Annotated in this window: 11 protein-coding genes and 1 pseudogene; 4 read left to right on the forward strand and 8 right to left on the reverse strand. The window is 63.7% G+C overall.

What is annotated here, in order from left to right; genetic code table 11:
* The 6 genes and pseudogenes from ACTJGZ_RS13670 to ACTJGZ_RS13695 form a co-directional block, all read right to left on the reverse strand.
* Positions 1-167 (reverse strand): annotated as a pseudogene (locus tag ACTJGZ_RS13670) (phenylalanine--tRNA ligase subunit alpha); the annotation flags it as partial.
* Positions 168-369: 202 nt separating this feature from the next.
* Entirely contained in the window at positions 370-729 is a 360-nt protein-coding gene (gene rplT / locus ACTJGZ_RS13675) for a 50S ribosomal protein L20 (protein WP_068368248.1), read from the reverse strand.
* A gap of 15 nt (positions 730-744) precedes the next feature.
* Positions 745-942, reverse strand: coding sequence for a 50S ribosomal protein L35 (gene rpmI, locus ACTJGZ_RS13680; protein ID WP_068368252.1), 198 nt, complete (start codon positions 940-942; stop codon positions 745-747).
* Positions 943-1,268: 326 nt separating this feature from the next.
* A complete protein-coding gene (locus tag ACTJGZ_RS13685; protein WP_441663465.1) occupies positions 1,269-1,562 on the reverse strand; it encodes a YciI family protein in 294 nt (97 codons plus the stop codon).
* A 45-nt stretch (positions 1,563-1,607) separates the two neighbouring features.
* Positions 1,608-3,113: a YifB family Mg chelatase-like AAA ATPase gene (locus ACTJGZ_RS13690; protein WP_441663466.1), complete on the reverse strand. Its 1,506-nt coding sequence runs from the start codon at positions 3,111-3,113 to the stop codon at positions 1,608-1,610.
* Positions 3,114-3,286: 173 nt separating this feature from the next.
* Positions 3,287-3,556: an accessory factor UbiK family protein gene (locus ACTJGZ_RS13695; RefSeq protein ID WP_441663467.1), complete on the reverse strand. Its 270-nt coding sequence runs from the start codon at positions 3,554-3,556 to the stop codon at positions 3,287-3,289.
* Positions 3,557-3,882: 326 nt separating this feature from the next.
* On the opposite strand from ACTJGZ_RS13695, the gene ACTJGZ_RS13700 reads away from it, so the two are divergent.
* From ACTJGZ_RS13700 to ACTJGZ_RS13710, 3 genes are all read left to right on the forward strand, one after another.
* Positions 3,883-4,221, forward strand: coding sequence for a P-II family nitrogen regulator (locus ACTJGZ_RS13700; protein WP_441663468.1), 339 nt, complete (start codon positions 3,883-3,885; stop codon positions 4,219-4,221).
* 33 nt (positions 4,222-4,254) lie between these two features.
* A complete protein-coding gene (locus ACTJGZ_RS13705; RefSeq protein ID WP_441663469.1) occupies positions 4,255-5,487 on the forward strand; it encodes an ammonium transporter in 1,233 nt (410 codons plus the stop codon).
* Positions 5,488-5,708: 221 nt separating this feature from the next.
* Positions 5,709-6,716, forward strand: a complete 1,008-nt coding sequence (locus tag ACTJGZ_RS13710; protein ID WP_441663470.1) for a ketopantoate reductase family protein — start codon at positions 5,709-5,711, stop codon at positions 6,714-6,716.
* Positions 6,717-6,726: 10 nt separating this feature from the next.
* On the opposite strand, the gene ACTJGZ_RS13715 is transcribed toward ACTJGZ_RS13710, so the two are convergent.
* Entirely contained in the window at positions 6,727-7,593 is an 867-nt protein-coding gene (locus tag ACTJGZ_RS13715; protein ID WP_441663471.1) for a sulfite exporter TauE/SafE family protein, read from the reverse strand.
* 112 nt (positions 7,594-7,705) lie between these two features.
* Between ACTJGZ_RS13715 and ACTJGZ_RS13720 the strand changes: the two genes are divergently transcribed.
* Positions 7,706-8,542: an AraC family transcriptional regulator gene (locus tag ACTJGZ_RS13720; RefSeq protein WP_441663472.1), complete on the forward strand. Its 837-nt coding sequence runs from the start codon at positions 7,706-7,708 to the stop codon at positions 8,540-8,542.
* Between the two features lie 178 nt (positions 8,543-8,720).
* On the opposite strand, the gene ACTJGZ_RS13725 is transcribed toward ACTJGZ_RS13720, so the two are convergent.
* Positions 8,721-8,961 (reverse strand): putative PEP-binding protein (locus tag ACTJGZ_RS13725; protein WP_441663473.1); only part of this gene is annotated, 241 nt, incomplete at its 5' end.

Raw genomic sequence — 8,961 nt, forward strand, 5'->3', positions numbered from 1 at the left:
TCGCGCTTTTCCTCAGGCGCCAACTGCGCCAGAGCCTTCATCTGCGCCGTCAGGGCGCCCTGTTTGCCTAGGAAACGGGCCTTGGCGTTTTCCAGCGCTGCCGCGTCGGCGGCCTGCGCGAACAATTCACGCGCCTGGGCAATCAGGTCTTCGACCATCGTCGTCATGGAAATGAACCTTTGAACACGTGCCTGAGCACAATCTCCGCGCGTCTGCGCGAGGTCTAGCGAGGCGATATCCAACGGGAGCAATGCTCCCCGACTTGTTAATTAATTAAGCAGCGGCCGTCCGCACTGAGGCAGGCAGCCGTCAAAACACAAACGGGACCACTACGGCCCCGTTTGCCACTACATCAGCTGCACCGTGCTATCAGGCAGCCAGCGCTGCCTTGGCTTGTTGTACCACAGCAGCAAAGCCAGCCTTGTCACGCACTGCCAGATCAGCCAGCACCTTGCGGTCCAGGTCGATCGAGGCCTTCTTCAGGCCAGCGATGAAGGCGCTGTAGGTCACGCCATGCTCACGCACAGCGGCGTTGATACGGGTGATCCACAGGGCGCGGAAAGTGCGCTTCTTGGCACGACGGTCACGGTAGGCATATTGCCCGGCCTTCATGACCGCCTGCTTGGCGATCCGGAAGACATTACCGCGGCGACCGCGGTAGCCCTTGGCAGCCTTCAGAACTTTTTTGTGACGGGCGCGTGCCGTTACACCACGTTTTACGCGAGGCATCTCTTATCTCTCCTATCAGGCGAAAGGCAGCATGGCTTTCACCGATGCCACGTCAGCGCTGTGAACGGCGGTAGAGCCGCGCAGCTGGCGCTTGTTCTTGGTCGTCTTCTTGGTGAGGATGTGGCGTTTGAAAGCCTGGCCCCGCTTGATGGATCCGCTGCCGCGAACCACAAAGCGCTTTGCAGCGCTTTTCTTGGTTTTCATCTTAGGCATGAAAATTCCTGCAGTTTGAAAAACGAGACGGCGGGCGCTCTCTTGCCGACAAGCGGACGAAGACAGACTTGAAAACCCGACATCACTAAAATGAGCTATTCCTGAACCACCGGCACGGACGCTAGACCCCGGCCAGGGCGACTGCAAACAGCCCTTGATTCCAGATCACCACAGGCATAACGCCCACGGCAGACCCAGGAAAGCTTTCGATTATATCGCTTTTTTGGTTTTGGCGTTTGGATTTAATACCTTAGCCATCACACCACAATGCCCTGGGCATCAGGCCGCCGGCAGCCGCCGCCACGCCTGCGAACGGCCCCAACCAGTTAAATCAGCACCTGGTCGGGGATGCCTTTATGCCAGGAATACAACTCGTAGCGCTCGCGCAAACCATGAATCCAGAAGGGGTCTTCACGCAATAGCCGTTCGGCAGTCGCGCGGTCAGGCGCTTCCAGTATCCACAGCGCCCCGACTGAAGGCCCGTCTTCCTGCTCACGCAACGCGCCGCCGATGCGCACCAGATCATGATTGGCCTTGAGCCATTCCAGGTGCGGCTCCATCTGCGCCTGACGCACATGCGCCATGGCCGGATTGTCATAGAAACGAACGATATACAGCACGCGGCGCCCCTTTTTTGCGTCAGGTTCATAGGAAAGAGCGTCATGCTACCCCAGCGGCCGCCGGTATTGCACGGCCTGCGCCACATGCGGGGCCTGAACCTGCGCAGCATCATCCAGATCGGCAATCGTGCGCGCCACGCTCATGACACGATGCGCAGCCCTGGCCGACCACCCCAGGCGCAGCATGGCATCATCGAGCAGGCGCTGCGCCGCCGGTTCCAGGCCGCAGACCTGACGCAGCCGGGCCGGCGCCAAATGCGCATTGCTGCAACCCTGCCGCGCTTGCTGGCATGACCTTGCGCTTGCCACACGCTGCCGCACAGATTCGCTGGGTTCTCCGGGCGGCAAATCCAGCCATGCCGATTCCGGTGCCGACAATTCCAGCTGCAAATCTATGCGGTCCAGCAAAGGGCCGGACAAACGCGCCCGATAGCGCTCCCGCGCTTCCGGACTGCAGCGACACGCCCGCACCGGGTGACCGAACCAGCCGCAAGGGCAAGGATTCATCGCCGCAATCATTTGGAAACGCGCCGGATAGACCACCCTGCCCGCCGCGCGGGCAATCGCGACCACACCCGTTTCCAGGGGCTCGCGCAGCGCTTCCAGCGCCGCCCGGCTGAACTCCGGCAGCTCATCAAGAAACAGAACGCCATGATGCGCCAGCGTGATTTCACCCGGCTTGGGCCGGCTGCCGCCGCCCACCAGCGCCGCCGTGGAGACAGAATGATGGGGCGCGCGAAACGGCGGCGACTCTGTCAATGCGGGGCGCTGGCGCAGCAAACCCGCCAGGGCTGCGGCTTCCAGGGCCTGGCGCTGCGCCAGCGGCGGCAACAGCCCGGGCAAGCGCTGCGCCAGCATGCTCTTGCCTGTGCCCGGCGGGCCCAGCATCAATAAGCCGTGATCCCCTGCCGCCGCGACCTCCAGCGCACGCCGGGCGCTGGCCTGCCCCCTGACATCGGACAGACACGGCGCCGGCGCCGCGGGCGCCAGCGGCAGCGGTGGTACGCCCGGCAAGGCTTCGCGCCGCTCAAGATGCCCCGCCAGGGCCTGCAGGCTGGGCGCGCCGATGACATCCAGGCCTGGCACGTTTGCCGCCAGGCGCGCGCTTTGCAAAGGCAGGTAGAGCCTGGCGCCAGCATCGGCAGCAGCCAGCGCCATGCCTAACGCGCCCGCAACCGGCACCAGCATGCCGCTCAGCGACAATTCACCTGCGAAGATATCTTTTGCCAGTGCCGCCTGCCCTGCCGCGCCATCCGCCAGTTGCAGCTGGCCGGAAGCCAGCAGCACACCAAGCGCAATCGGCAAATCGAAACGGCCGGATTCCTTGGGCAAATCGGCCGGGGAAAGGTTGGCCGTCAGCCGTCCGGCAGGAAATTCGTAGCCGCTGCTTTGCAGCGCGGCGCGCACGCGTTCGCGGCTTTCCCGCACTTCAGCATCCGGCAAGCCGACGATCTGGAACGCAGGCAGGCCAGGCGCCAGATGGACTTCCACGCGCACAGCGGGCGCTTCCAGCCCCGCCAGCGCACAACTTCCCAGTACGGCCAGAGACATGCCCCCTCCCATGCATCAACATGCCAGGAGTATGGCCCCTCACCTGCCCGCCGAATAGCGCAAGCGTGCTGAAAAGATCACGCCTGCGCCAGGCGCCGCCTCCGCGCCATCGCACTCAAGCGCCCGGGCCGCCTGCCGGGCGGCTGGCCAGGCTCGGCCAGCCCCAGGGACATTCAGTCCTGCGTGCCTGCCGCCGGCTGCTCCAAGGTGGCGATCCGGCTTTCCAGCGCTTCCAGGCGCGCTTCCAGTTCGCGCACCCGCGAACGCGTGGCGGCCAGCAAGTCTGCCTGAATATCGAACTCCTCGCGGGTGATCAGATCCACCCGGCTGAAGGCCTGGCTCAAAAAAGCCTTGGCATTGCGCTCGATATCGGCCGCCGGGGTCCGTGCCATCAGATCGGAGAATTTTTGCTGCAGGTCTGCAAGAAAATCAGTGCGGTTCATGCTGGTTCCAGGAAAAAAATCCAATGCCGGAAGTGTAAGCCACTTGCCGGAATTGCACTGCGCTTCCTCGCCCCGGCCCGCACCATTCCGGTGCAAACCGGCCGTCCTGCCCCGCCGCGCGCACTGCCTGCGTGCAGGGCTGCGCGTCCTTGCCCGGCGCAGCGCCCGCGCCATGCCCTCTGCCAGCCCGCTCTTTTCATCTTGGCAAAGCGTGCGCTCCCTCTGCACGCGCCCGCCCATCCCGCCATCCCGTCCGCCTTCTTGCCGCCTGGCACGCATCTTGCTTTGGGTGATTCAGGACTGCCCCAACCTCGCAAGGAGCCAACATGAAACTCATCATTGCCATCATCAAGCCATTCAAGCTGGACGAGGTGCGCATTGCCCTGTCCACCGCCGGCGTGCAAGGCATGACCGTCAGCGAAGTCAATGGCTTCGGCCGCCAGAAAGGCCATACGGAGCTGTACCGGGGGGCCGAATACGCCGTGGACTTCCTGCCCAAGCTCCGCATTGAGGCCGTCGTGCCCGATGCCTTGCTGGAGAGCACGCTGGAAGCCATTGAAGGCGCCGCCTATACCGGCAAGATCGGCGACGGCAAGCTGTTTGTCCTGCCCGTCGAACAAGCCATCCGCATCCGCACGGGCGAATCCGGCGAAGCCGCGCTCTGAGCCCCCACCCCTCACGCATAAAGGAAACTGATCATGGAAAACGCAGACATCGCCTGGTTGAGCGTCTCGACCCTGCTTGTGCTGATGATGGTGGTTCCCGGCCTGGCGCTGTTCTATGGCGGCATGGTGCGCGCCAAGAACGTGCTGTCCGTCCTGATGCAAACCACCTCGGTGTTTTGCCTCGCCGTCGTGCTCTGGTTTGTGTACGGCTACTCGCTGGCCTTCACTGATGGCAACGCCTTTTTCGGCGGTTTTTCGAAGCTGTTCCTCACTGGCCTGTTCAACGCCCCTGACAGCTTCGCGGAGTCAGGCAGCATCCCCGAACTGCTGTTCGCTGCCTTTCAGGCGACATTTGCCGGCATCACCTGCGCGCTGATCATCGGCGGTTTTGCCGAACGCGCCCGTTTCTCCGCCGTGCTGGTCTTTACCTTCGTCTGGTTCACGCTGGCCTATGTACCGATTGCGCATATGGTCTGGTACGGCGGCGATGTTCCCGGGCTGCTGTTCGCCGCAGGCGCGCTGGATTTCGCCGGGGGCACCGTGGTGCACATCAATTCCGGCATCGCCGCGCTGACGGCTGCCGCCCTGGTGGGCAAGCGCCTGGGCTACGGCAAGGAAGCCCTGCAGCCGCATAACCTGCCCATGACCTATATCGGCGCCGCCGTCTTGTGGGTGGGCTGGTTCGGTTTCAATGCCGGTTCCGCCCTGGCCGCCAATAACACTGCCGTGCTGGCCTTCATGAACACCCTGATTGCCACCGCCATCGCGGTACTCGCCTGGTCGGTCATGGAGAAGCTGCTCAAGGGCCGTTCCTCATTGCTGGGGGCCGCGTCGGGCGCCATTGCCGGCCTGGTCGGCATCACGCCAGCAGCCGGCCTGGTCGGCCCGGTGGGCGCCCTGATCATCGGCCTCATCGCCGGGGTCGCCTGCGCCTGGTCGGTCACCTATGTCAAGCATTGGCTGCGCATAGACGACGCCCTGGACGTGTTCTGCATTCACGGTATCGGCGGCATCATCGGCGCCATTCTGACCGGCATTTTCAATGCGCAAGCCCTGGGCGGCCCCGGCATCACCAGCGCGGAAATCCCGGCGCAAATCTGGACCCAGGTGGAAGGCGTGCTGCTGACCATCGTCTGGTCCGGTATCGCTGCCTTCATCGCCTACTATGCAGCCAAAACCTTGTGCGGCAGCTTCCGCGTCTCCGAGGAAGACGAGCGCGCCGGCCTGGATATCGCCACGCACGGCGAATCGGCCTACCGCAAGTAAGCCCCAGTAAGCCCAAAGTAAGCCCCCCGGCAGCTCCCGCTGCCGCGCCGCAGCAGGTCAGGTTTCCGGCCTGCCGCGGCGCGCCATACCTGCGGGCAGGATATCATCACGCATTTCCTTCCCGCAGAAGCCAGGGCGCCACCCGGCGGCTCACGCCGCAGCGCATGACGGCAGCCCTGCCTCCCTGCCCCTGCCCCAGCCCCAGCTCGCCAATGCTCCCGATGACCCATTCCGCCACGACCTTCCCCATTCACCGCGTGTATTTCATCGGCCTGGGCGCCATCGGCCTGAAATATGCCGCACGCCTGCACGACCTTGATGCGGGCCTGGTCAAGGTCATTGCATCCGCCCGGCGCATGGCGGCCCTGCGTACCCAGCCCGCCACTGTGAACGGCAAACGCTACGATTTCAGTTTTCTGGAGCCCGGCCAGCCAGCCGCGCCTGCCGATCTGCTCTTCGTCGCCGTCAAAGCCGGCCAGTTGCCGCAAGCCATCGAAGACTTGCGCGGCTTTGTCGGCCCGAACACCTGTGTGGTCTCGCTCATGAATGGCATCAGCAGCGAAGAACAGATAGGCGCCGTCATCGGCGCGTCGCACATGCTGTACGCCAATGTCTATATGGACGCGGTGCGTGACGGCAATGCCGTGACCTACCATGACATCGGCCGCATCGTCTTCGGTGAGCAAGACAATACCTGCCGCTCCGCCCGGGTCGATGCCATCGCCGCGCTGTTTCAGCGCGCCGGCATCCCCTGTGTGGTGCCTGACAATATGATGCGCGCCCACTGGGCCAAATTCATGGTGAATGCCGGCATCAATCAGGCCTCGGCCGTGTTGCGCGCGCCCTATGGCACCTTCCAGGTCAATGCCCATGCCCGGGCGCTGATGATTGCGGCAGCCGAAGAAGTGGTCGCCTTATCGCGCTGCGCCGGCATCGGCCTGGGCCCTGAGGACATCCAGAACTTCCTGAACATCATGGACTCCCTGACCCCGACGGCCAAAACCTCCATGCTGCAGGATATCGAAGCCGGCCGCCCCACCGAAGTGGATCTTTTTGCCGGCACGATTATCGCGCTGGGGCAGCGCTATGGCGTGCCAACGCCAGTCAACGCAACGCTGTATCAAATCATCAAGGCCATGGAAACCGGCACGCCCCTATCAAACGGCTCCTCAAACGGCTCCTCAAGCACCCTTCAAAACGCCTCCCACAACGCCTCCCAAAACGGCTGACGGCAGGCGTTCAGGAGAGCAGCATGACCCCCAGCACCAGGCATAGCAATGCAATGAACGCATTCGCATGCGCCCGGTCAGAGATGCGGCCTATCCAGGGCGCAGCCAGACGAATGCCCGCCCAGGAGCCCAGCACCAAAGCGGCGCAGGCGCGCAAATCCACATAACCGGCATAGGCGCCGCCCAGGGCAGCGCCATCCTGCCAGGCCGCCAGGATATACATGGCGGTGCCCGCCACCGCCATCGGCAGTGACAAAGGGTTGGCCATGGCCGTTGCTGCCGTCATGCTCGCGCCGCGCCGGCGCATCAGCGGCACGGTCATCACGCTGCCGCCAACCCCGAGCAAAGCCGCCACCGCGCCTATCCCCAGCCCAGCACTGGCGGTTTGCAGGCCGCCCATCGGTCTCATGCCTGCCTTTCCTGCTGCTCCCGCCTCTGCCGCCTCTCCCGCCCCTGCCGCCGCACCTGCCACGTTTGTGTCCCGAAACCCGGCGCGCAGCAGACAATCAAGAATGGTCAGCCCCAGATACGCCACAAATGCCCAGCGCAGCCAGGCGCCTTCCAGACGGGTGGCAGCCACCGCGCCCAGGGCAGCCCCCGCCGCGATATAGCCCATCAAGGGCCGTACATGCGCCCATTGCAGGGTACCCGCCCGGCGATGCCGCAATGTCGCCAGGGACGCGCCAAAAATCATGGCGCACGTCGATGTCGCCACGGCAATATGCATGGCTGACTGCCCAACCGGGCTGTCCGGCCCCGCAGCGGCCAGCAGCACCGAATACAGCACAGGCACGGCCACGAACCCGCCGCCAAATCCGAACAAGACAGTGGTGCAGCCTGCCAGCACACCAAAAATCAATAGAATCAGGTAAATCATTGCGCAACCTGCCAAACAGCCTATGAAGAGCCCAGCATAGTCTCGCAAGAGTTGGCTGACATTCGATGTTCAGTCAATAATCCTTTTATTTCAGCCAAACTGAGATCTGCCCGTGCGCAATATTCCCTTGAACCATGTGGATGCCACGCCTCGCGCAGTCCTGGCCATCGGTACCGACTATCCGCCAGGCACTTTGCTGCGCACGCATGCGCACCGGCGCGCGCAATTGCTCTACGGCATGACGGGCCTGATGGAAGTGGAAACGGCAGACGGCGCCTGGGTCATTCCGCCCTATAGCGGCGTCTGGATTCCAGCCGGTCAGCCGCACCAGGTGCGCATGCAAGGGGTCAGCACCCGCAGCCTGTATATTGCCCCCGACGCCGCGCCGCGCCATTCACCGCGCTGCGAAGTGCTGGTGGTAACGCCTCTGCTGCACCAATTGCTGCTTGCCTCCGCCGACCTGCCCGCCCTGTATGACGAAGCCGGCCGGGATGGCGCGCTGGTACAGCTGCTGCTGCATGAAGTCCGGCAAGCGGAAACCATGCCGCTGTTTGCCCCCATGCCCGCGGATCCGGCGCTGGCGCAGCTCTGCAAAACCTTTCTGCGCCACCCCAGCCTGCGCAGCCTGCCCGAAGACTGGGCCGCGCATTTGCATAAAAGCCCGCGCTCTTTCACCCGCCACTTCCGGCAGCAAACTGGCATGTCCTTCGGACAATGGCGCCAGCAAGCCTGCCTGCTGGCCGCCCTCACCCGTCTTGCCCGCGCCGATGCCTCGGTCACAGCGATCGCCATGGACCTCGGGTATGACAGCCCCAGCGCGTTTTCAACCATGTTTCGCCGGCAGACGGGACAAGCGCCCTCGGCCTTCATGCAAACGCATGCGGCAGCAAGGGCCAGCAAGGGCCGGCAAGGGGCAGCAAGGGGCAACAAGGGCCATAAACAGCAATAAGCCGCAATAAACCGCAATGAGTGGGCCAGGCCAGGCCTATCAGGCCCTCAGGCCATCAGCGGATGAAATACGCGCAGGGAATCAACGCAATGATCCGCTGAATGCCAGGCCATAGCAGCAGAGCATTGCAGCAGAGCATTGCAGCGGATCATTTCAGCAGGCCATGGCAGCCGCAGTTTTACTTGCGCGTCCTCGCGCTGACCGAGACATGGTTCTGGCGCAAGGCTTCCAGGTCTATCGTGGCCGCGCGGTTCAACACCGCCGCCACCTGCACACGCAAAGCCTGAGTATGGGCATTGCGGATTTCGCGTTTGACCTCAAGCAAGCGCTGCGAGTCCATGGAAAACTCGCGCAGGCCCAGGCCCAGCAACAACCGCGTCAAAGCAGGATCACCCGCCATTTCACCGCATACCGCCACC

Source organism: Kerstersia sp. (genome assembly GCF_052103615.1).
GTDB lineage: Bacteria > Pseudomonadota > Gammaproteobacteria > Burkholderiales > Burkholderiaceae_B > Kerstersia.